This is a genomic window from Mesorhizobium delmotii (genome assembly GCF_900149755.1).
Taxonomy (GTDB): Bacteria; Pseudomonadota; Alphaproteobacteria; order Rhizobiales; family Rhizobiaceae; genus Mesorhizobium; species Mesorhizobium delmotii.
Genome location: NZ_FUIG01000023.1, coordinates 43,103 through 63,407, shown reverse-complemented (window position 1 = coordinate 63,407; position 20,305 = coordinate 43,103). Strand labels below are relative to the sequence as shown.

The window sequence follows — 20,305 nt, the reverse complement described above, 5'->3', positions numbered from 1 at the left end:
GAAATATCAACGACAAAAAGGGGAACTGACATGACCAGCAATTCAAAGATGAGCGAAACCAAGAAACACTCGATCGAGACGCTGTCCGCCAGGGCCGCGCGCGGCGAGATCTCGCGCCGGCAGTTCACGCAACTGGCCGCACTCGTGCTGGCCGGGACGCCGATGCTGCTGCGCTCGACCGGCGCCTTCGCGCAAGCCAAGGAACTGGTCCTGGTCAACTGGGGTGGTGACGCCATCACCGCCTATGACGCGGCCTATGGCCAGGCCTTCACCAAGGAGACCGGCATCACCGTCAAGATGGATGGCTCCGGCCCGACCGAGGGCGCGATCGCGGCGCAGTTCAAGAGCGGCGCCCCGACCTGGGACCTGGTCGACGTCGACCCGTTCTCGGCCATCACGCTCGGCGCGCAAGGCATGCTCGAACCGATCGACTATTCGATCGTCGACAAGAAGAAGATGCGCGAGGGCTTCGGCTGGGAGCACGCCGCCTCGACCTATTTCTTCTCCTATGTCATCGCCTATGATTCCGAAAAATTCGGCAGCCAGGCACCAACCGGCATGGCCGACTTCTTCGATGTGACGAAATTCCCCGGCAAGCGCTCGCTCTACAAATGGGGCGTGTCGAGCTGGGAAGCGGCACTGCTCGCCGACGGCATCGCGCCGGCCTCGCTCTACCCGCTCGACCTCAAGCGCGCGCATGACAAGATCGCCGCCTTCAAGGAGAATGTCGTCGCCTATTGGGGCGGCGGCGCCGAAAGCCAGAGCGTGCTGCTCGACGGCGAGGCTTCGATGGCGATCGTCTGGTCGACCCGCGCCTCACTGATCGAGCAGGATTCCGGCGGCAAGATCAAGTTCATCTGGGACCAGGGCCTGATCTCGCCCGGCGCGCTCGCCGTGCTCAAGGGCAATCCCGGCGGCAAGGACGCGGCGATGAAGTTCATCGCCAGCGCCCAGGATCCGGAGAAGCAACTGATCATGTTCGACAAGCTCGGCCAGGGTCCGGCCAATCCGGCCACCGACGCGCTGATCCCCGCCGACAAGAAGCGCATCAACCCGGTCGACCCCGAAAACATGAAGAAGCAGATCGCGCTCGACATGGAGTGGTACGCCAAGAACTACGGGGCCGCACTCGACGAATACACGAAGATCATCTCCGCCTGATAGACCGGGATAACCGGGGCCGAGATGAAAGCATATCTCTCCGACAGGATGGGCGCGGCGCTGTTGATGGCGCCGCTGCTCTTCTTCCTTGCCGCCGCCTATGCCTGGCCATTCTTCGGCGTCGTCAATTGGAGCTTCACCCTGCCCGAGCCGGGGCTCGGGCAATATGGCACGCTGTTAGGCGACCCGCTGGTTCAGTCGGTGTTTGTCCGCACGCTGCGCATCGCCGCAATCGTCACAATTGTTTCGGTTGCCGCCGCCTACGCCATCACCGTGGTGTGGGTGCGCGGCACGCCGGCGCAGCGCGTGATCGCCGAGTTCTGCATCCTGGTGCCGTTCTGGATCTCGGTGCTGACGCGCGCCTTCGGCTGGGTGGCGCTGCTTTCCAATCGCGGCCTGTTCAACACCTGGCTGCAGGCGATCGGCTTCATCTCAGAACCGCTGACACTGGTACGCAACGAATTCGGCGTTATCGTCGGCATGACGCATTTCCTTATCCCCTTCGCCGTGTTTCCACTGGCGTCTTCGATGCGCAGCCTCGACGACCGCGTGTTGCTGGCGGCGCGCGGGCTCGGCTCCAGCCGCATGCGCACCTTCTGGTCGGTCTTCGTGCCGATGACGCGGTCGGGCATCATCGGCTCGGCGCTCATCGTCTTCGTCTTTTCGCTGGGCTTCTTTGTGACGCCTGCGATCCTCGGCGGCGGCCGCAGCGTTATGGTCGCCGAGCTGATCTATCTCCGCATCTTCCAGAGCCCGGACTGGGGCCTGGGGGCGGCGATCAGCGTCGTGCTGGTGCTGTTCGTCGGCGCGCTGATGGCGCTGGTGTTCCGCTATGTCAGACCGAAGCAGCTAATCTGATGCCGACCTACCGCCCCGGCCCCGTCTCGCTGGTCCTCGCCGCCCTGGTTGCGCTATTCCTGCTGTTGCCGTTGCTTGCCGTAATCCCGGTGTCGCTGACGCCGACCCGCATGCTGGCAATGCCGTCCGGCGAATTGTCGCTGCGCCACTACCGGGCGCTGATCGAGGATCCGCGCTGGATCAACTCGATCCTGCTCTCGATCAGGATCGGCGTCGTCAGCAGCGCCTTTTCCACTGTGCTGGCGCTCTGTTTCAGCCTTGGCGTCTGGATGTTCCAGCCGCGCTTCACCGCCGCACTTGTCGGCTTCGTGCTGCTGCCGATGGTGGTGCCGCCGGTGGTCTCGGCGATCACGCTCTACTTCCTGCTGACCTCGATCTCGGGTGTCAGCTCATTCTTCGGCTACGATACCTGGCTCGGCGTCGCCATGGCGCATGCGGTGATGACGGTGCCCTTCGCCACGGTGCTGATCCTGGTGTCGCTCAGCCAGCTCGACCGGCGCATCGACCTTGCCGCGCGCGGCCTCGGCGCCACCGTGTGGGAGCGCGCCACACGCATCATCATGCCCAACATCAAATTCGGCATCGTCACCGCCGCCCTGCTGTCCTTCGTGCTGTCATGGGAAGAGATCGGCGTCACCCTGTTCATCACCTCGGTCAACGCCATCACGCTGCCCCGGCTGATGTGGATGGGCCTGCGCGACAACATCGACCCGGCGATCGCCGCCCTCTCGGTGATCCTGATCATCATCACGGTTTTGGTGCTTGCGGCGCGCAGTGTTATGGTCAGGCTGCGCGGGGCGCATTAGGGGTAGGGGAACGCGGCCTGCCCTATCCGGGCGACTCCGATTGGAACGGGAAGCCCGCCGACCCTCTGGCGGCGGAACGCCCCTTTCACGCCATAATGACAGCCGCAAATGAAACTTTGTACCACGGCGTGCGTTTTGGTGGGTTCAACTCACCAAAGGTTCCACCATGGATCAAGGATGGTTTTCCAAGCCGGTTGCGGTTTCGGTCGGCATCACGGGAACGATCCGACATATTTCCAACGCACAACAGGCCGTCGAATTGCTGACAGGCCAGTGGCGCGACGCCGGCAGCCTGCAACATGGCGCCGCGCTGCGCGCATGCCGCCGGGCCATGAACGGCGACGTTTCGACCGAAATCGCCAGGGATGCGTTTGTCGGCGCCGCGCGGGAGGCGCATGTTCTGGTCGAGTGAGCGGCCGAACAGAGCCGGATAGATGGCGGGCCATACTAAGGCAAGCTACCCCATGGCGTGGCGGATGGTCTTGGACAGACGGCTGAGGAATGCCGGCCTCGACGAGGCGTCAAGCTTCCAAGACAGCACCGCGGTCGCCATTTTCCGCGGCAACACCCCGACCGATAGGAACCAGGCGGCAAGGACGGCGCGCCGGCGCAGGGACGCCGTCATTTCGAGGCTGGCCACGGCGCCCGCCGCCCCGAGCGCCAGCCGGGAATCATTGGCCACGGGGTGCTGGCGCTTGTCTGCGCACAGCGACGCCAGCCGCTCTTCCAGATGGACCGGATCGTGGCGGACAGCCTCCGACGGCACAATTGTCAGGCCGATCCCGGAAGCATGGTCCGACAGCGCCTGCATGCGGCGGAAATCGTGGGTTACCCTCCAGCGTGCCCGCTCGGCGAGCTTTTCACCGAAGACCGAATGGTTGGCGCCGTGGATCCGGTAGGCGCCGAGGCATTCGTCGATGGACTGGACGTGCCCGTAAAGCGGCGCCAGCGTTGCAAGATAGCCATCGGCTCCCTGGCGGAACTCCGGCTCGGGAATCGGCATGATCGATTCCAGGGTTGAACGGTCAAAGGCCAGCCCGCTGGTCACAGTCGTCTGATAGCGGCCCTTGTGCAGGAGTTTCGGCATGACGTCGCCGCTGTCGAAAGGCAGTTCGGGCGGCGGAAAGACATCCTTGATGCGTTGTCGTTCGTCGATGATATGCAACCTGGACTGTACCTGGGCGGTTGCCGCGTCCCAGGTGTCGACGATCCTGGAAATGGCGGTCGGATAGAGAAAGTCGTCGGCGTCGAGGAACAGGACGATCTTGCCCGAGCTTGCCGCAAAGCCGGTGTTGAAAGCGGCGGCATGCCCGCCATTTTGCGCTCGCGGGCAGGCGAGGATCCTGTCCCCATATGATTTCATGATTGTCGTCGAATTGTCCTGCGATGCATCGTCGACGACGATGACTTCGACATCCGCGTAGTCCTGCTCCAGGGCGCTGTCGATGCTGCGTTTGAGGAAACGCGCGTAATTGTAGTTCGGGATGATGATGGATACCGGAATCCTCGGGACAGACTGCATCGCATTTGACCTCGCATCTTGCTTTGGTTTCGGCAAAATCCCGCGCACGGACCTGCCCCCTCTTCAAGTGCCCGACGAGTTTCCTGAGGAAAAGCCTGCGGCTTTCCATCAGGAGACGGGCTCGCTTTGCGACTTCGTACTGAGGCCGCCATGCCTTCGAGGGCTGCCGCCTTGGTCAAGGTTGTGATCGGCGGCAGCAAAAGCTCCGACGGTTTTCGGCCGGTCGCAACCGAGCCCGACGGAAATGTCTCGCCCTTCGGTCGCGATCAGGTCGGGATCGAGGTGGACGGGCGCCTTGAAGGCATGGCGGATACTGACCTTCAAATACGGCTGGAACAAGCCCCGCACCAAGAACAAGACTCACAAGTCTGTTACATCTGAGGCAGCGCGCAGCGGCGTGGACTGTGGATAATCGCAGAGGTTGGGAGGTTGGCGGCGGCTATACCGAAGCCGGCGGCAGCCGGCTTCGGTATATGACCGTGCAGCCTGAACGTCAGGCTGCCTGCAGCCCCGGCAGCGACAGATCGGCTTCCTCCGGCAAGTCGCCGGCCATAGCGGCGGCAAACTTGGTCTGGTCGAGTTCCCCTTCCCAGCGCGCCACGACCACGGTCGCCACCGCATTGCCGACGAAGTTGGTCAGTGCCCGGCACTCCGACATGAAGCGGTCGACGCCGAGGATCAGCGCCATGCCGGCGAGAGGCACGGTGGGAACTACCGAAAGCGTCGCAGCAAGCGTGATGAAGCCGGCACCGGTGATGCCGGCGGCACCCTTGGAGCTCAGCATGGCGACGGCGAGCAGCAGGATCTGGTCGCCGAAGGTGAGCGGCGTGTCTGTCGCCTGCGCGATGAATAGCGCGGCCAGCGTCATGTAGATGTTGGTGCCGTCGAGGTTGAAGGAATAGCCGGTCGGGACGACCAGGCCGACCACCGAGCGGTTGCAGCCGGCGCGCTCCATCTTGGCCATCAGGCCCGGCAGTGCCGCTTCCGAGGACGAGGTGCCGAGCACCAGCAGCAGCTCTTCCTTGATGTAGCGGATCAGCGCCAGGATCGAGAAGCCGTTGTAGCGGGCGACCGCGCCGAGCACCACCAGCACGAACAGCAGCGCGGTCAGGTAGAATGTGCCGATCAGCATGGCGAGGTTGGCGATCGAGCCGATGCCGTATTTGCCGATGGTGAAGGCCATGGCGCCGAAGGCGCCGATGGGCGCGGCCTTCATCAGGATGGCGACGAGGCGGAAGATCGGCGTGGTCAGTGCCTGCAGGAAATCGACGACCGGGCGGCCGCGGTCGCCAACCAGCGCAAGAGCGAGCCCGAACAGCACCGAAAAGAACAGCACTTGCAGGATGTCGCCCTTCGCAAAAGCGCCGGTGATCGTGTCGGGGATGATGTTCATCAGGAAGCCGACGATGCTGGTGTCGTGCGCCTTTTCGGCATACGTCGCCACCTTTGTGGCGTCGAGCGTAGCCGGATTGATGTGCATGCCGGCGCCGGGCTGGACGACATTGGAGACGACGAGACCGACGACAAGCGCCAGCGTCGAGAACACCAGGAAATAGATCATCGCCTTGCCGGCGACGCGGCCCACCTTCTGCAGGTCGGAAACGCCGGCGATGCCGGTCGCCACCGTGAGGAAGATCACCGGCGCGATCACCATCTTCACCAGCTTGATGAAGGCGTCGCCGAACGGCTTCATCGCCTCACCGGTTTCGGGATAGAAGTGGCCGAGAAGCACGCCGGCGGCGATCGCCGCCAGCACCTGCACATAGAGATGCCGGTAGAAAGGAAGTTTGCCGCGCGGCTCGGCGGCAGCGAATACTGTCTGCATGACGTCCTCCATTGTGCTCCGATCGAAAGCTCGACCTCCCGGAGCAATTGCGTTGACCCCCAGCAGCCTCGCGACCGCTGGAAGTCGTGTCTGCAACTGCCGTGCCAAGTGCGCGGAAAAGAGCCTCTCCCTTTGATTTTATTGAGTATTCCAGAACTCACGAGGTCGCTTCGCACACAGAAAGTGCGGATATTCGCATAGCCGAATTGTGATTTGTGCGAAATCATGCACAAATAGGCGATGCTTCAACGCCCCGCCGCTGCCTTGTCGTCGACGCCCGAGCAACTCGGCAGGCGAGCGCGCCATGCCTGGCTGCTGTTTGCGGCCATCGCCCTTGCGATCGCCACGGTCGCACTTTACGGCGCCGGCCTCTATGGCCGCACCACCGAGGTCAGGGCCTTGGCGGCGCAAGGTCGCACCGATGCCAATCTGAAGGTCGCGCTGCTGCGCGCTGTGCTGGAAAGCCCGCGCGCCCTGCCCCTGCTGCTGTCGGAAGACCAGCAGGTGCTCGACGCGCTGGCGCAGAAAAGTGGTGCTGCCATCGATGTGCTGAACCGCAAGCTCGAAGGGCTGGTCTCCGGCACCAAGGCTTCGGTGCTCTATGTCATCGGCACCGACGGGCTGGCGATCGCCTCCAGCAACTGGCGCGAGCCGATCAGCTTCGTCGGCAACGACTACCGGTTCCGCGATTATTTCTCCGCGGCGATGCAATCCGGAACCGCCGAATATTTCGCGCTCGGCAATGTCAGCAAACGCCCCGGCCTCTACATCTCGCGCCGCGTCGGCGATGCTGCCGCACCGCTCGGCGTCGTCGTCGTCAAGGCGGAATTCGATCAGCTCGAGGCCGACTGGCACGAGGCGAACCGCCCGGCCTATGTCAGCGACGAGCATGGCGTCGTCCTGATCACCAGCGTGCCGTCCTGGCGCTTCATGACGACGGCGCGGCTTGCCGGGCCTGATCTTGCCGCCATCCAGGACAGCCAGCAGTTCGGCGATGCACTGCTGATGCCATTGCCGATCACGCGCCCGCAGGCACTTAGCCCGGACATGTCGATCGTCCATGCCGTGACGCCCGGCGGCAGCGATGCGGAATATCTCAGGCTTTCAACCCTGATCCCTTCAACCCCCTGGCGGCTCGACTATCTCGTCCCGGCCGAGGCGCCGATCGCCGCCGCGGCCCGTGAAATGCGGCTCCTTGCGCTCGGCGTCATTGTTCCGTTGCTCGGCCTTGCTGCGTATCTGTTGTGGCGTCGGCAGTCAGGACAAATGCGGATCGCCGCCGAACAGGCGACGCGCACCGAGCTCGAACGCCGCGTCGTCGAACGGACCGAGGATCTGAGCCGCGCCCGTGACCGGCTGCAGGCCGAGATATCAGACCACCGCAGCACCGAAGCCAAGCTGCAGGTGGTGCAGCAGGATCTGGTCCAGGCCAACCGCCTCGCCATCCTCGGCCAGGTTGCCGCCGGCGTCGCCCATGAGATCAACCAGCCGGTCGCCACCATACGCGCCTATGCCGACAACGCCCGCGTCTTCCTCGACAGGAAGCAGACCGCGCCGGTCGAGGAGAATCTCGGCGCCATCGCAGCGCTGACCGAACGCATCGGCACCATCACAGAGGAGTTGAAGGCCTTTGCCCGCAAGGGCCGCACTGCCGCCGAGCCTGTCGAATTGCGCGGCGTCATCGAAGGCGCCGTCGTGCTGCTGAGAAGCCGCTTTGCCGGCCGGCTCGACGCACTGGCCATCGAATTGCCGCCGCCGAACCTCAAAGTGATGGGCAACCGGGTCCGGCTCGAACAGGTGCTGATCAACCTCTTCCAGAACGCGCTGGAAGCGCTGGACGGCCGCGACGATGCCAGGGTGCAGGTCTCGGTCGAAGAGAAGGCGGACGGCGTGACGGTCGGCGTGTCCGACAACGGCTCGGGCATTCCGCCTGCGATCCTTAAATCGCTGTTCACGCCGTTCAACACGTCCAAGGAAAAGGGCCTCGGCCTTGGTCTCGTCATCTCGAAGGACATCGTCGCCGACTACGGCGGCCGCATCGAGGTTTCGAGCGACGACAGCGGCACCCGCTTCACCATCCATCTTGCAAAAGCAGCGTAATGGCGAAAGCAGAAATGACGAACGATGACGCCGCGCCGGTCATCCTGATCGATGACGACAGCGATCTCCTGAAGGCCACTGCGCAGACGCTGGAGCTTGCCGGCTTTTCTGTCTCGGCTTTTTCGGTGGCGGCCGAGGCGCTGGCGACGCTCGACGCCGGTTTTGCCGGCGTGGTGGTGTCGGATATCCGCATGCCTGAGATCGATGGCCTGCTGCTTTTCGACTGCGTCCTGCGGCTGGACCCGGACGTTCCGGTCATCCTCGTCACCGGGCATGGCGACATCGCCATGGCGGTCAAGGCGATCAAGGACGGCGCCTACGACTTCATCACAAAGCCCTTCGCCGCCGACCGGCTGGTGCAGAGCGTGCGCCGCGCCGCGGAAAAGCGCCGCCTGGTGATGGAAAACCGCGCCTTGCGCGAAGCGGCCGGAGAGGCGCAGGACGGCCTGCCGCTGATCGGCCAGACGCCGGCGATGGAAAGGCTGCGCCGGACGCTGCGCCAGATCGCCGACACCGATGTCGATGTGCTGGTGACCGGCGAGACCGGTTCCGGCAAGGAAGTGGTGGCCAGCCTTCTGCATCGCTGGAGCCGCCGCGCCAGGGGCAATTTCGTCGCGCTGAATTGCGGCACGCTGCCGGAGACGGTCATCGAGAGCGAGTTGTTCGGCCATGAGCCGGGCGCCTTCACCGGCGCGCAGAAGAAGCGGATCGGCCGCATCGAACATGCCAGCGGCGGCACGCTGTTCCTCGACGAGATCGAAAGCATGCCGGTCTCGACACAGGTGCAGATGCTGCGCGTGCTGGAGATGCGCGAGGTCACGCCGCTCGGCACCAACGAAATGCGACCCGTCGACCTGCGCGTCGTTGCGGCCGCCAAGGTCGATCTCGGCGACCCGCACCAGCGCGGCACGTTCCGCGAGGACCTCTACTACCGGCTCAACGTGGTGACGATCTCCATTCCGCCGCTGCGCGAGCGCCGCGACGACGTCGCCCTGCTGTTCTTCTATTTCGCCGAGCGCGCCGCCGCCCGCTTCAGGCGTTCGGTGCCGGCGGTGCCGGCCTCGGTGCACCGCCATCTCAGGGAGCATGACTGGCCGGGCAATGTGCGCGAACTCGCGCATTTCGCCGAGCGGTTCGTGCTTGGACTGGAGGAAGGCGCCGGAGCGCCATCCCCTGCCCCAGCCCAGCCGGATGCCGCCATGAAGCTGCCGGAGCGGCTGGAGCGGTACGAGGCCGACATCATCCGCGAGACGCTTGGCCGCAACGAGGGCGACGTCAGGCGCACGATCGAAGCACTGGGGATTCCGCGCAAGACCTTCTACGACAAGCTCCAGCGCCACGGCATCGTGCGCAGCGAGTTTTCCAGATGAAGGCTGACAGGCCGGGGCCGCCCCTCATCTGCCCTGACTTCCAGCGTCGGTAATTGGCGAAAGCCGAATTGGCATCTAATCTGCCCCCTTGCGGGGGAGATGTCCGGGGGTGGGAGGGATCGCCAACTTCGACTCCAGCATTCTCAACCGGAAACAGCCTAAGAGGGTGGCTGTAATTTGGTTGACAGGTCGGAGGGACAGCACCCCCCTCTGCCTTGCCAGGCATCTCCCCCGCAAGGGGGAGATTGGCAGCTTCGCCGATGGCGCTACGCTGAAATCTTTAACGTAGGGCTGCAGCAGGGCAATAAGGGGCAGAGCACCAACATCTGCGAACATCCCTCCTCCGCAGCAACTCTCCTGACACGAACCCGATTCCGATCTCCGCCATCCTGCGCTACACTTGGTCTTCAACCGGACCACCATTTCATGATTGTCCAGACCTGCATCAATGGCGCGCGCAGCGCCGACTTCCACCCGCAACTGCCGCTTGACGCGGAAGCCATGGCGCGAGACGGCGCCGCATGCGTGGCCGCGGGTGCGGCCGAGCTGCATGTCCATGTGCGCGGGCTCGATGGCCGCGAAAGCCTCGCACCGGCGGCGATGGACCGCACCATCCTTGCGCTGCGCCGCGCCTGCCCGGGAACGCTGATCGGCGTCTCCACCGGCGCCTGGATCGAGAACGACGACGAGCGGACGCTTGCGGCGATCGCCGGCTGGAGCGAGCTGCCCGACTACGCCTCGGTCAATTTGAGCGAGGAAGCCGCGCCCGAGGTCATGCAAAGCCTGCGGCAGCGCGGCATCGGCATAGAGGCCGGGCTCGCCTCCGTCGCTGACGCCGAGCGCCTGGTCCGCCTCGACCATGGCGGCCAGATGCTACGCATCCTGATCGAGATCTCGGAGCAGGCGCTGGACGCTGCATGGGAAGTCAGCGAAGGCATCGCGGCCGTGCTCGACCGCGCCGGGATGCGCCGCGCCATCTTGCTGCACGGTTCCGACGCCACGGTGTGGCCGTTCGTGCGCAGGGCGGCGGAGCGCAACTGGTCGACGCGCGTCGGGCTGGAGGACGGCAAGGCGCTTCCGGACGGCACTACGGCATCAGGCAATGCCGCACTGACGGCTGCTGCCGTCGCGATTTTCCGGGTCGGTCGCTGATTCATCCCATAGGTTTCCGCGCCTTGCCCGATCTTTTCGGGACCCTGCGTCAGGCCACGTCCCGCAAAGTCGAACGCGGCGTCGCCGATTTGGTGCCGGCGCGATCCTCGTGAAGCGCGAAACTCGCGGCGCCCGGATCGCCCAGTTCGGGGCGGAGCTGCATGCTCGGGATATGGTAGTCCCCGCCATTCTGCTGCCGATAGGGAATCGGCCGGATTGTCTCGAGCGTCCGCATCCTTTCGCGCAGGCGCTCTGCGACAGGCTCGAAATCGGCCTCCCCGAAACGATCCACTCTGTAGACCACGAACGGCGGAAGCACGTCGTAGCCCGGATAGTAGAGAATCCCATGATTGATCGGGAACAGCAGGTCGTCGATCGGGCCGTTGACGCCGCGGGCTGAATAATGCTCCTCCCAGCCGCCGGTGGTCACGATCAGCATCGCGCGCTTGCCGGCGAGCGTTCCCTCACCAAAGCGGTCACCCCACCGCTTGTCGCTATGCTCGCCGACGCCATAGGCAAAGCCGTAGGCGTACACCCGGTCGACCCAGCCCTTGAGGATCGCCGGCATGGCATACCACCATAGCGGGAACTGAAGGATCAGGGTGTCGGCCCACAGCAGCTTGTTGATCTCCGCTTTGACGTCATCGGTCAGAGTGTTGGTCGCAAAAGCTTTTTTGGATGCCCCAGCCGGCAGGAAGCGTTCTTCGGGCGGCCACGACGGAAAGTCGGCAGGGTCCACCTCGGATTTCCAGCCATCGGCATAGAGGTCCGACACCCGCACCTCGTGGCCCTGGGCCTCGAGTTCCCTGATGGCGACGTCACGCAGTGCGCCGTTGAGCGAACGCGGTTCAGGATGAGCAAAAACAAGCAGGACTTTCATGGATCAACTCCGAAGAAGGACAATGAACGCTGAAGGTAGCCAGCCCGGGGTGATCCGCTATATCTAGGCAATGCATAAGATTGTGCCGAATAATGGATAGATCTGATGTGACCCTCGAGCGCATGCGCACCTTCGTTCGCGTCGCCGAGCGCGGCAGCCTGTCGGCGGTGGCGCGCGAACTCGGAGTTGGGCAATCGACGGTCACACGGCATCTGCGCGAGCTCGAGGAGGCCATCGGCGTGCCCTTGCTCAGCAGGACCACCCGGCGTGTCACGATGACCGATGAAGGCAGCCGTTACTATGCCGACAGCATCCAGATCCTGCGCCTCGTTGAGCAGGCCGGCGATGAGGCACGGGGCACGCGCGGGGCTTCAGCCGGCACGATCCGGATATCCTGCACGGCGGCGCTCGGGGTCTTGCACATCAGCCGGCTGATCTTCGCCTTTCAGGACCGCTATCCCGACATCGGGGTCGATCTCAGCCTCACCGACGAGCGCATCGACCTTGTGCGGGAGGGCGTCGACGTCGCGCTTCGCCTCGGTCCGCTCACCGACAGCTCGATGAAACTGCGGGCGCTCGGCCAGTCCCGGCGTCTGCTGGTGGCAGCGCCGGCCTATCTGGCGGCGCGGGGCAGACCGGCTGTCCCGCAGGACCTGCCTGGCCATGAAGGCATCCGGATGTCGAACATCGCAGGAAGCGACACGCTCGCCCTGCAGGGGCCGGGCGGTGAACGCCATGCGGTGCCTTTTGGCGGCCGATTTCGGATCGACCATGGGCTTGCCGCGCGCGAAGCGCTCGTCGCCGGGCGCGGCATCGCACCTGCCCATCACTGGCTTGTCGACGATCTCCTGGCGGCCGGCCGGCTGGAAGTGATCCTGCCGGACTACGCCCCGCCTCCCATTCCGCTGAGCATGCTGATCGTCCCGGAGCGCGCGGGCATTGCCAGGGTCCGGCTGCTGGTCGATTTTCTCGCAGAGCGGATCGGCGGCATTCCTGGGATCGAGAAGCCGCGTTAGCCGGCATGCTCCCGGTCGGCTGCGGCACCGGCAACGCCCAACCCCAGACCGATCGCAGCCGTGCCTTCCTGAGCAAGATCCTGCGGCATTAGGGTCAAACTCACTCAGTTGGCTGCGCCGATGGCCGAGAGGGTGGATAATCGCCTGAAGCCTTGCCAAGCTATTTGATCTTGATAACAACCTTGCCCTTGGCGCGGCCCTGCTCGATGTAGGCCAAGGCCTCATTGGTCTGCTCAAGCGGGAAGACGCGATCTATAACCGGGCGGATGACGCCCGTTTCGATGAGAGACGTGATTTTGGTCAACTGCTCCCCATTGGCCGCCATGAACAGGAACGAATATCGGACACCTGCGCGTTTGGCCCGCCTCCTGATGCCGGCGCTCAAAAAGCGCATGACCAAGTTCAGCACAACGCTCAGACCCTTCTCCCTGGCAAACGCAGCATCGGGCGGACCGGAGATCGAAACGGCGAGGCCACCTGGCTTCAACACACGCAGGGACTTTTCGAGGGTCTTGTTGTCCTGGCTGTTCAGGACGACGTCGTAGCCCGAAAGGACTTTCTCGAAGTCATCCTTCTTGTAGTCGATGATGACATCGGCGCCCAGCTTCCTGACCATATCCATGTTCGACGCGCTTGTTGTCGTGGCGACCGTCGCGCCGAGGTGCTTTGCCAATTGAATGGCGAATGTTCCCACTCCGCCGGAACCAGCCTGAATGAAAACCATCTGTCCTTTCTTCAGCTTCGCTCTTTCAACCAGCGCCTGCCAGGCGGTCAGCCCCACCAGGGGAATGGACGCAGCCTCTTCCATGCTGAGGTTCTTCGGCTTCAGGGCCAAGTCCGCATCATTTATGGCGATGTACTCGGCGAAAGCCCCGACCCGACCGTCGCGCGGTCGCGCATAGACCTCGTCGCCCGGTTTGAACTGTCGGACTTTCGAGCCGACGCGAATGACCGTTCCGGCCACGTCATGTCCTGCAACGAAGGGCGGGCGATAGGGCAGGATGAGTTCGAATTCTCCGTCCCTGATCTTTGAGTCCAGCAGATTGAGACTGGCGGCATGGATCTGCACCAGCACGTCATTCTCCCTTACTTCCAGCTCCGGAACCTCTCCAAGCCGTAGGGGAGCGTTCTTTGCGTATCGATCGACGATGAAGGCCTTCATTGTAGCTTTCCCAAATTGAGCGACATCTCCGATGCGTCGCCCCATTGCATTACGATCATTTAATGGTAATATGATCGTAATGCAATAGCTGATCGAAGGAGAAAAACATGCGTTACGAGAAGGGCAGGAAGGAAGCATCGCGGCAGCGGATCATGGATGTGGCGACCGACCGGTTTCGCTCCGACGGCATCGCTGCATCAGGTCTCGCCGGCATCATGGGCGAGGCGGGACTGACCAATGGAGCTTTCTATCCCCATTTTCCGTCCAAGGCGGCGCTTGTGCGTGAGAGTTTGGCGGCCGCCCTGGAGGTTCAGGCGACCCAGACTCAGGAGCTATTGGCCGCCGGCGGCCCGTCACTGGCCATCGACGCGTATCTGTCGGCGGAACACCGAGACAATCCAGGCAAAGGTTGCGCTTCAGCCGCGCTGTTGCCCGAAATTGCGCGTGAGCCGGTCGAGACGCGCCAAGTTTACGCCGAACACCTGCTCAAGCTCGTACGCCAGGTGGCGGCCGAACTGACGCCCGACGCCCGCGACCCCGAGGCTGTAGCGTTCGGTGTCTTTGCGACCCTGATCGGCACGCTTGAGCTGTCCCGCGCGGTGAACGGAACCGAACTGTCCGATCGCATTCTTGGGGCTGGCGCGGTAGCGGCGAAGGCGCTGCTCCAGCCCCGCGAGAACGACAAGCCAGAAGAAAGGAAACCATCATGAACGTGCATCAGCTGTCGCGACTATCGCGACCTGCCGCGATCATCAAACACAGGGACGTGCCGACGAAAACGGTCGACGTCGGCGGTACGAAATTCGCCTACCGGGAACTCGGGCCCACAACCGGGGTACCGGTGATCTTTCTTACCCATCTGAGTGCGGTTCTCGACAATTGGGATCCCCGGGTCGTCGATGGCATTGCCGCAAAACGGCGAGTTATTACCTTCGATAACCGTGGTGTTGGAGCATCGGGCGGCTCCACTCCCAACACGGTGGAGGCGATGGCCCGCGACGCGGTCGCCTTCATCCGGTCCTTCGGTTTCCAGCAGGTCGATCTGCTCGGCCTATCTCTTGGCGGCTTCATCGCCCAGGCGATTGTTCAGCTGGAGCCTAATCTGGTTCGCAAGATCATCCTCGCGGGAACCGGTCCAGCCGGGGGTACCGGCATCGACAGGGTGACGTTCGTCACCGTCTTCGACATGATCCGCGCCGCGCTGACCATCAAGGACCCAAAGAACTACCTCTTCTTCACCCAAAGCCCCAACGGCAAGAAGGCGGCGCGCGAGTTTCTTCAGCGATTGAAGGAACGGACCAATGACCGAGACAAGCCCATCGCGCTCGGCGCCTTCAACCAGCAGCTCAAGGCAGTCCGCGCCTTTGGCCAGGAGCGCCCTGCCGACCTGTCGCGTATCCGGCACCCGGTCCTCGTGGTCAACGGCGATCACGACAGAATGGTGCCCACCAGCAATTCCGTCGACCTGGCTCGGCGCTTTCCCAATGCCGAGCTGGTCCTGTACGAGGACGGCGGGCATACCGCCATTTTCCAGTATCACGGCGCCTTTGTGGAAAAAGCCCTGGATTTCCTCGAGGCCTAGCGCATCGGCCCGAAATTCGGAATCGATTTTCGGAAAGCACGATGCGCAGATTCGAAAGTGCTAGAGCGTACTTTGTGCGTCCAAGTGGACGCACGTCGCCCTAGCGGCGGCCCGCTTGGTCCGATCCATCGGGTGACGACCAGCTGTCACCTGCAAATGCAAGGTTGAACGACCGCTCAGAGTGATTGGATTTTTCCCTAAAACCTCAGCCTGCCGCGGCCGGCGTCTTCAGCCGAACGTCGCCAGAGGCTCAGTGCGGACCTCGACCCACTCGCAGCGCCGGCTGTCGTGATAGAAGGACAGGAAGGGCGGCGGGAACGATGGGTCGGCGAATGCGCCCACCGGAATGGCAATCAGACCGGGTTGGACATCGATCCGATAATGGACGGTGGTGCCGCAATCCGGGCAGAAACTATAGATGACACGGCCGCCCTCGTCACCAACGCGCGTGAACTCCGCCGCTCGTCCCTGGATCGACACATCATTCTCCGCAAACCGCGCGTTGAAGCTGAACGCGCTGCCCGTGCGCCGCTTGCAGGCCAGGCAATGGCAGACGGAGACGCGTACCGGCTCGCCCGGACAGGTGGCTGATAGCTGACCGCAGGAACATTCGGCGCGACGCGTCACCATGGCTGGCTCCTTTCAGCGAACGACATCACTGGGTTTCAGTATGGGCCCTGAGCTCAGCCCTCTTCTCGTCGGAGACGACGGCGAGGTCGAGCACCTTCTGCAATTCGGCGGCATGCCGGAACGACGGTTCGGGCGGAATGCCAGTGCGCGCCGCATCGACAAAGCGCTGGTAGTTGGTCGGCACCGTTCCGGCGTCGAGAACCTGCCATTTGGCGTTCTCGATGTTCTCGCCCATGCACGCTTTCAGCTCCGAGCCGTTCAGATTGTGCACGACTTCGATGCCGCCCTTGTCGCCATAGATGCGCAGCCGCAATTCATTGAGATGACCTGTTGCCCAGCGGCTGGCATGGACGACGCCGAAGGCGCCGTTGCTGAAATCCAGCGCCATGGTGAAACTGTCGTTGGCGTCGAGCTCGTACTCGCCGATCCGGTTGCCGGGCGCCTTGTCGAATGACCTGAGGCGGCAGAACACATGATCGATGTCGAGCGCGGCGCCATAGCTGGCGAAATCGAGGATGTGGATGCCGACATCGCCCAGCACGCCATTGGAGCCGTGGCCGCGCGACAGTCGCCACAGCCATTTCGGATCGGTGCGCCAGTCGCCCCAGAATTTGGAAACCAGCCAGCTCTGCAGATAGGACGCCTCGACATGCCTGATCTGCCCGATCTCGCCGGCAAGCACCATGGCGCGCGCCTTCTGCAGCGGGGCGACGTTGCGATAGGTCAGGTTGACCATGTTGATGATGCCGGCTTGCTCGGCGGCATCGGCCATCTCGCTGGCCCTCTGGTAATTTTCGGCCAGCGGTTTTTCGCACAGCACCGGCTTGCCTGCCGCGACCAGCATCATGGTGGTCGGATGGTGGATGCGATCCGGCGTCACGTTCGCCACTGCGTCGAACTTGTCCCATGCGAGCGCGTCTTCCAGCGACGCGAACCGGTTGGGGATACCGTAGCTGTCCGAAAACTTGTCGACACGCGCGCGGTCGAGATCGATGGCACCGATCAGTTCGACGCCCTCGATCTTGCTGAACTGCCTGGCGTGCTCTTCCGCCATCCAGCCGGTGCCGAGTATCAGGAGACGCATGATTCTTATCCTTAGGATGAGGCTTTATCTTCTTATTCGACCGTGGATTTTCCGAACCGAAGGTTCGGGATCATGGTCTAGCGATAGCCGGCTTCGCCCTCGGCATGGAGTTTTCCGCCGCGCTCGACGATCGGCTCGAGCGCCTTTTCCACCGGCACGTTCGGCGCATCGAGGATGGCTGGATGCGAGCCCTGCGGGTTGTGCGCCCATTTCACCGCATTGCGCAGCACCTTTTGGACATTCGCATCGTGATAGGTCGGATAGGTCTCGTGACCTGGCCTGAAATAGAAGATGTTGCCGGCGCCGCGGCGATAGGTCAGCCCCGACCGGAACACTTCGCCGCCCTGGAACCAGGAGATGAACACCGTTTCCAGCGGCTCCGGCACGGCGAACTGCTCGCCATACATCTCCTCGTTCTCGAGCTCGAAATACTCGCCGATCCCGGCAGCGATCGGGTGGTTGGGGCTCGTCACCCAGAGCCGCTCGCGCTCGCCCGCCTCGCGCCATTTCAGCGTGCAGGGCGTGCCCATCAGCGTCTTGAAGATCTTCGAGAAATGGCCGGAATGAAGGACGATCAGCCCCATGCCTTCCCAGACGCGGCGCGCCACGCGCTCAACGACTTCGTCGGCGACGGCGCCATGGTCCTTGTGTCCCCACCACACGAGCACATCGGTTTGCGCCAAACGGTTGGCCGGCAGGCCATGCTCCGGCTGCTCAAGGGTCGCCCACGATACGGAAATTTCGGGGTCGAGCTTTAGGGCGTTGGCAATCGTGGCGTGCATGCCCTCGGGGTAGATCCCCGCGACCACCTCATTGGTCCGCTCATGGATATTCTCGCCCCAAACGACAGCGCGTATAGTCATGACATCCTCTTGATTGGTTGAAGCCGCCGCTGCCCCGGTACCGGTCAGTCATAGTATCCCTGGCCGGGAATGAAAACGCTTTCGAGGTCGGTTGCTGACAATTGGGTGGAAATCCGGCGATCCCGGCGGGACAGCGCCCCCCTCTGTCCTGCCCTCTTTGCCACCACTTGGCATCTCCCCCACTTGGGGGGAGATTGGATGTCACGTCGGCTTCGCAAATCGCCAACGTTGTAGGAATGAGCGGAGCGTGGAAACTGCCGATCTCCCCCCTTGTGGGGGGCGCGAAGGATCGCTACAGAACGCCTTGTTTCTACACCGCCGCAGATGGTCAGGCGCCGCGCCCTTCCGACGCGACCTGCATCAGCGGCTTGGTTAGCCGCGCACGACGAGACGTTTGATCTTGCCTTTCTTGAAGGCGGCGAGGAAGCGGGCATAGTCCTTGAAAGCGACGCAGCCGCTCGATTCCGCGCGGCCGCCGCGCAGCAGGTAGGTGTGCGCAAGAAAGCCGTCGCGGCCAAATTTGTTCTTGCCGTCGATAGGAGTGAGACGCAGGGCCTCCACCCCATGGAAGCGCGATTCACGCAGCCTCAAATCGTAGGTGTGGGGCGGCGTCGGGCCGGCATTCTTCCGGTTGGCATAGCGCGGCTGGTCGGCCATCGAGCCCAGTCCCGAATGCGCCTCGAGCCGCGAGCCGTCCGGCATATAGACGGTTTTCGCCGAGATGTCGTAGACGGCGACGCCGCTGCCCATGCTGGGCTTGGTGAACAGGTTGCGGAAGACCCCACCGCCCGCCGGGCTGTCGGGCTTGGCGTAGGCCAGCATGTCTGCAGCCTTCGGCTTGCCCTGGCTGCCTTGCATGCCCGGGCTGCCCTGCATGCCCTGGCTGCTTTGCATGCTTGGTATCGCCGCCGGTGACGAACTCCTCGGTGACAAGGCTGGCGCCCGGGGCGTCTCGACCTGCGGAGCGTCGGCGGTCTGCTCCTTGTTGGCTTTGGATGGCTGAGACTGGGCCTTGGCGGCCTTCGATGCCTGGACCTTGGGCGCTTTGACCTTGGGTGCCTCGACCTCGGGCGCCTCGTCTGACTGATCGATTTCCGCATGCGGGCGAAAGGTCGGCAAGGGAACACTGTCGGGCATCTCGTCCTGCGGCGGCAGCGAGGCCAGCTGCACCTCGCCCTCTTGCGGCGCAGCAGGGTCGGCCGTCGTCACCTCCGGCAGCACGTCGATCATCTCTTCCGGCAGTGCATTTGCAAGCGCCAGCGCCAGACGGAAGGATCGTTCGATTTCCGCAACCTCGGGCCCGAAGCGCACGGACGCGGGACCATCCTGATCGGGCAGGCGCACCGGCTCCGCAGAGCGCGCGGCCGTTGGCAGACTGGCGACCGCAAAAGGGGCGGCCGCGCCGGAGGCTCGGGCAAAGGCAGCAGCAAGCTTTTGCGGCGACAGCGCGGCTTTCGCCACCACGCGGTCGAAGCGCGCTTGCGCCGAGATTTCTGCGACAACCGGCACAATATTCGACTTCGCTGAGGGCTTGAGACGCGCCACCTTGCCTTCATGCACGAAGCTCGCGGCGGCCTGCGCGCAACCGGCATCACATCGGCTGAGCAGCGACGCCTGACGCTGCCGGCTTGCCAGTGGCGCCCACGAATTGGTCCATGAATTGGGAAGCGTGCGCTGGGGATCGGCGAGCGCGATGGTGCGCGGCGCGAGCAGGTTTTGCGGAAGACTGTTGGAGGCGGCGGTGAGCGAGGTTCCCACCGAATGGAGACCGGCCACGGTCGCCACCGACCACAGAGCGATCGCCACGCCGACAATGGGAATTGCGGCCCAGCGCAGGCCGGGCCTCATCGAAGTCAATCCAGAATCAGGATTGTCACCCCGGTTTTTCAAACGCACAAACGCCATACACCAACCTCAATCGGCCTTGCGGCATGCGGGGCTCGCAGCCGTCACAATCACAGTCGCCTAGTGCCCCCTGCACGCTTCGCGTCTGTTGCCGATTGATTCAAAAGATGGACAAACTTGGTTAACCAATCCCTCTACCGATCGCCGATTGGGCGAAGGTCGATATCAAAAAAGCTCCCTCCAAAAACTATGAAAATGGCGGAAAAGCCCTCCGTGTCAGGCTTTGCTGCCCGTTTTTGCAGGCCGAGTCAAGAAAACGAAAGCACTAGACCTTGCCTGGGCGGGCGTCAGCTGAAGGATAAAAGCGTTCGCATCCCCATGATCGTGCGCGCAGGCTGCGCTGCCGGCGCCGCCTTGGCCCGCGTCCTCCGTCGGAGGCGCGGGCCATT

The 20,305-nt window shown here is 63.5% G+C and carries 19 protein-coding genes; 11 read left to right on the top strand and 8 right to left on the bottom strand.

From position 1 onward, the window contains the following. Positions 1-48: 48 nt before the first annotated feature. The 4 genes from BQ8482_RS13660 (at position 49) to BQ8482_RS13645 (ending at position 3,237) form a co-directional block, all read left to right on the top strand. Positions 49-1,161, top strand: a complete 1,113-nt coding sequence (locus tag BQ8482_RS13660) for an ABC transporter substrate-binding protein (RefSeq protein WP_123148167.1) — start codon at positions 49-51, stop codon at positions 1,159-1,161. Between the two features lie 24 nt (positions 1,162-1,185). Then, positions 1,186-2,019, top strand: a complete 834-nt coding sequence (locus BQ8482_RS13655; RefSeq protein ID WP_123148114.1) for an ABC transporter permease — start codon at positions 1,186-1,188, stop codon at positions 2,017-2,019. Next, positions 2,019-2,825 carry an ABC transporter permease gene (locus BQ8482_RS13650; RefSeq protein ID WP_123148113.1) on the top strand — a complete coding sequence of 269 codons (807 nt, stop codon included), beginning with the start codon at positions 2,019-2,021 and terminating at the stop codon, positions 2,823-2,825. The genes BQ8482_RS13655 and BQ8482_RS13650 overlap by 1 nt, the downstream gene beginning before the upstream one ends. Before the next feature lie 166 nt (positions 2,826-2,991). Continuing rightward, complete coding sequence (locus BQ8482_RS13645) at positions 2,992-3,237, top strand: DUF982 domain-containing protein (protein WP_123148112.1); 246 nt, start codon at positions 2,992-2,994, stop codon at positions 3,235-3,237. Between the two features lie 45 nt (positions 3,238-3,282). Here BQ8482_RS13645 and BQ8482_RS13640 read toward each other — a convergent pair whose 3' ends face one another. Beyond that, a complete protein-coding gene (locus BQ8482_RS13640) occupies positions 3,283-4,347 on the bottom strand; it encodes a glycosyltransferase family 2 protein (RefSeq protein WP_123148111.1) in 1,065 nt (354 codons plus the stop codon). A 171-nt stretch (positions 4,348-4,518) separates the two neighbouring features. On the opposite strand from BQ8482_RS13640, the gene BQ8482_RS13635 reads away from it, so the two are divergent. Next, on the top strand, positions 4,519-4,728 hold the full coding sequence (locus BQ8482_RS13635; RefSeq protein WP_133254766.1) for a hypothetical protein: 210 nt from the start codon (positions 4,519-4,521) through the stop codon (positions 4,726-4,728). Positions 4,729-4,840: 112 nt separating this feature from the next. Here the strand turns inward: BQ8482_RS13635 and BQ8482_RS13630 are convergent, their stop codons facing one another. Then, entirely contained in the window at positions 4,841-6,172 is a 1,332-nt protein-coding gene (locus BQ8482_RS13630; RefSeq protein ID WP_123148166.1) for a dicarboxylate/amino acid:cation symporter, read from the bottom strand. 240 nt (positions 6,173-6,412) lie between these two features. Here BQ8482_RS13630 and BQ8482_RS13625 point away from each other — a divergent pair, with 240 nt between their 5' ends. From BQ8482_RS13625 to BQ8482_RS13615, 3 genes are all read left to right on the top strand, one after another. Then, on the top strand, positions 6,413-8,272 hold the full coding sequence (locus BQ8482_RS13625; protein ID WP_123148109.1) for a sensor histidine kinase: 1,860 nt from the start codon (positions 6,413-6,415) through the stop codon (positions 8,270-8,272). Positions 8,273-8,286: 14 nt separating this feature from the next. After that, a complete protein-coding gene (locus tag BQ8482_RS13620; RefSeq protein WP_123148165.1) occupies positions 8,287-9,642 on the top strand; it encodes a sigma-54-dependent transcriptional regulator in 1,356 nt (451 codons plus the stop codon). A gap of 426 nt (positions 9,643-10,068) precedes the next feature. Then, a complete protein-coding gene (locus tag BQ8482_RS13615) occupies positions 10,069-10,794 on the top strand; it encodes a 3-keto-5-aminohexanoate cleavage protein (protein ID WP_123148108.1) in 726 nt (241 codons plus the stop codon). Between the two features lie 49 nt (positions 10,795-10,843). On the opposite strand, the gene BQ8482_RS13610 is transcribed toward BQ8482_RS13615, so the two are convergent. Beyond that, positions 10,844-11,674: an NAD(P)H-dependent oxidoreductase gene (locus BQ8482_RS13610; RefSeq protein ID WP_123148107.1), complete on the bottom strand. Its 831-nt coding sequence runs from the start codon at positions 11,672-11,674 to the stop codon at positions 10,844-10,846. Positions 11,675-11,766: 92 nt separating this feature from the next. Here BQ8482_RS13610 and BQ8482_RS13605 point away from each other — a divergent pair, with 92 nt between their 5' ends. After that, positions 11,767-12,690: a LysR family transcriptional regulator gene (locus tag BQ8482_RS13605; RefSeq protein WP_123148106.1), complete on the top strand. Its 924-nt coding sequence runs from the start codon at positions 11,767-11,769 to the stop codon at positions 12,688-12,690. Positions 12,691-12,850: 160 nt separating this feature from the next. Here the strand turns inward: BQ8482_RS13605 and BQ8482_RS13600 are convergent, their stop codons facing one another. After that, positions 12,851-13,852, bottom strand: a complete 1,002-nt coding sequence (locus tag BQ8482_RS13600) for an NADP-dependent oxidoreductase (protein ID WP_123148105.1) — start codon at positions 13,850-13,852, stop codon at positions 12,851-12,853. A gap of 107 nt (positions 13,853-13,959) precedes the next feature. On the opposite strand from BQ8482_RS13600, the gene BQ8482_RS13595 reads away from it, so the two are divergent. Both BQ8482_RS13595 and BQ8482_RS13590 read left to right on the top strand, forming a co-directional pair. Further along, positions 13,960-14,562, top strand: a complete 603-nt coding sequence (locus tag BQ8482_RS13595) for a TetR/AcrR family transcriptional regulator (protein ID WP_123148104.1) — start codon at positions 13,960-13,962, stop codon at positions 14,560-14,562. A gap of 2 nt (positions 14,563-14,564) precedes the next feature. After that, positions 14,565-15,434 carry an alpha/beta fold hydrolase gene (locus BQ8482_RS13590; protein WP_425294100.1) on the top strand — a complete coding sequence of 290 codons (870 nt, stop codon included), beginning with the start codon at positions 14,565-14,567 and terminating at the stop codon, positions 15,432-15,434. Between the two features lie 228 nt (positions 15,435-15,662). On the opposite strand, the gene BQ8482_RS13585 is transcribed toward BQ8482_RS13590, so the two are convergent. The 4 genes from BQ8482_RS13585 to BQ8482_RS13570 form a co-directional block, all read right to left on the bottom strand. Further along, positions 15,663-16,064: a GFA family protein gene (locus BQ8482_RS13585; RefSeq protein WP_123148102.1), complete on the bottom strand. Its 402-nt coding sequence runs from the start codon at positions 16,062-16,064 to the stop codon at positions 15,663-15,665. A gap of 25 nt (positions 16,065-16,089) precedes the next feature. Continuing rightward, positions 16,090-17,148, bottom strand: coding sequence for a Gfo/Idh/MocA family protein (locus BQ8482_RS13580; protein WP_123148101.1), 1,059 nt, complete (start codon positions 17,146-17,148; stop codon positions 16,090-16,092). A gap of 77 nt (positions 17,149-17,225) precedes the next feature. Continuing rightward, on the bottom strand, positions 17,226-18,011 hold the full coding sequence (locus BQ8482_RS13575) for a ThuA domain-containing protein (RefSeq protein ID WP_123148100.1): 786 nt from the start codon (positions 18,009-18,011) through the stop codon (positions 17,226-17,228). Between the two features lie 372 nt (positions 18,012-18,383). Continuing rightward, the gene (locus BQ8482_RS13570; RefSeq protein WP_123148099.1) at positions 18,384-19,859 is read right to left on the bottom strand and encodes a tlde1 domain-containing protein; all 1,476 of its coding nucleotides are present in this window, start codon (positions 19,857-19,859) and stop codon (positions 18,384-18,386) included. Positions 19,860-20,305: the final 446 nt, after the last annotated feature.

Coding starts and splice junctions, on each gene's coding strand:
- BQ8482_RS13660 (WP_123148167.1), top strand. CDS start 49: ATGAGCGAAACCAAGAAACACTCGATCGAGACGCTGTCCGCCAGGGCC.
- BQ8482_RS13655 (WP_123148114.1), top strand. CDS start 1,186: ATGAAAGCATATCTCTCCGACAGGATGGGCGCGGCGCTGTTGATGGCG.
- BQ8482_RS13650 (WP_123148113.1), top strand. CDS start 2,019: ATGCCGACCTACCGCCCCGGCCCCGTCTCGCTGGTCCTCGCCGCCCTG.
- BQ8482_RS13645 (WP_123148112.1), top strand. CDS start 2,992: ATGGATCAAGGATGGTTTTCCAAGCCGGTTGCGGTTTCGGTCGGCATC.
- BQ8482_RS13640 (WP_123148111.1), bottom strand. CDS start 4,347: ATGCAGTCTGTCCCGAGGATTCCGGTATCCATCATCATCCCGAACTAC.
- BQ8482_RS13630 (WP_123148166.1), bottom strand. CDS start 6,172: ATGCAGACAGTATTCGCTGCCGCCGAGCCGCGCGGCAAACTTCCTTTC.
- BQ8482_RS13625 (WP_123148109.1), top strand. CDS start 6,413: ATGCTTCAACGCCCCGCCGCTGCCTTGTCGTCGACGCCCGAGCAACTC.
- BQ8482_RS13620 (WP_123148165.1), top strand. CDS start 8,287: ATGACGAACGATGACGCCGCGCCGGTCATCCTGATCGATGACGACAGC.
- BQ8482_RS13615 (WP_123148108.1), top strand. CDS start 10,069: ATGATTGTCCAGACCTGCATCAATGGCGCGCGCAGCGCCGACTTCCAC.
- BQ8482_RS13610 (WP_123148107.1), bottom strand. CDS start 11,674: ATGAAAGTCCTGCTTGTTTTTGCTCATCCTGAACCGCGTTCGCTCAAC.
- BQ8482_RS13605 (WP_123148106.1), top strand. CDS start 11,767: ATGGATAGATCTGATGTGACCCTCGAGCGCATGCGCACCTTCGTTCGC.
- BQ8482_RS13600 (WP_123148105.1), bottom strand. CDS start 13,852: ATGAAGGCCTTCATCGTCGATCGATACGCAAAGAACGCTCCCCTACGG.
- BQ8482_RS13595 (WP_123148104.1), top strand. CDS start 13,960: ATGCGTTACGAGAAGGGCAGGAAGGAAGCATCGCGGCAGCGGATCATG.
- BQ8482_RS13585 (WP_123148102.1), bottom strand. CDS start 16,064: ATGGTGACGCGTCGCGCCGAATGTTCCTGCGGTCAGCTATCAGCCACC.
- BQ8482_RS13580 (WP_123148101.1), bottom strand. CDS start 17,148: ATGCGTCTCCTGATACTCGGCACCGGCTGGATGGCGGAAGAGCACGCC.
- BQ8482_RS13575 (WP_123148100.1), bottom strand. CDS start 18,011: ATGACTATACGCGCTGTCGTTTGGGGCGAGAATATCCATGAGCGGACC.
- BQ8482_RS13570 (WP_123148099.1), bottom strand. CDS start 19,859: ATGAGGCCCGGCCTGCGCTGGGCCGCAATTCCCATTGTCGGCGTGGCG.